The organism is Aeromicrobium sp. PE09-221 (genome assembly GCF_002174305.1).
In the GTDB taxonomy this organism is placed as follows: domain Bacteria; phylum Actinomycetota; class Actinomycetes; order Propionibacteriales; family Nocardioidaceae; genus Aeromicrobium.
In genome coordinates, this window is sequence record NZ_MIJB01000060.1 from 1 (window position 1) to 653 (window position 653).

At 68.3% G+C, this 653-nt stretch carries 1 protein-coding gene and 1 tRNA gene; one reads left to right on the plus strand and one right to left on the minus strand.

The window, feature by feature from the left end:
* Nucleotides 1–30: 30 nt before the first annotated feature.
* Nucleotides 31–103: transfer RNA gene (locus BHE97_RS19220), tRNA-Trp, on the minus strand.
* 156 nt (nucleotides 104–259) lie between these two features.
* On the opposite strand from BHE97_RS19220, the gene BHE97_RS21075 reads away from it, so the two are divergent.
* Nucleotides 260–653: hypothetical protein (locus BHE97_RS21075; protein WP_343286130.1), on the plus strand; the 394-nt coding region annotated here is incomplete at its 3' end.

Below are 653 nucleotides of genomic sequence, written 5' to 3' on the forward strand. Positions count from 1 at the left end.
CTCCTGCGTCGGTCGTGCGTCTGGTCGTTGCAGTGCACGGGGGACTTGAGCCCCCAACCTTCGGTTTTGGAGACCGAGGCTCTGCCAGTTGGGCTGGTGCCCTTGGGGTGTCGGGCGGCGGGCGACCTGCGGGCGGGCGGGCCGAACACCGTGTCATCCACAGGTTTGTGCCAGTGTACGGGGTGAGGCCCCACCGAGTCGAACCGGCTCCGCACAGCCCATCGGGCAGCCGGCGGGGAACGTGCCAAGATTGACCGTGATGCGGCCCGCGATCTCCGACCTGCCCAAGGCACACCTGCACCTCCACTTCACCGGTTCGATGCGTCACGGGACGCTGCTCGAGCTGGCCGAGCGCGGACGGCAGTCTCACACCGTCGCGCTCGGCCAGCTCGAGCAGCGTCCCGTGACGCATCGAACCGGTGAAGTGGAGGTGCAGGTGTGCCTTGGGCAGGTCGGAGATCGCGGGCCGCATCACGGTCAATCTTGGCACGTTCCCCGCCGGCTGCCCGATGGGCTGTGCGGAGCCGGTTCGACTCGGTGGGGCCTCACCCCGTACACTGGCACAAACCTGTGGATGACACGGTGTTCGGCCTGCCTGCGCGCAGGTCGTCCGCCGCGCGACACACCAAGGGCACTAGCTCAACTGGCAGAGC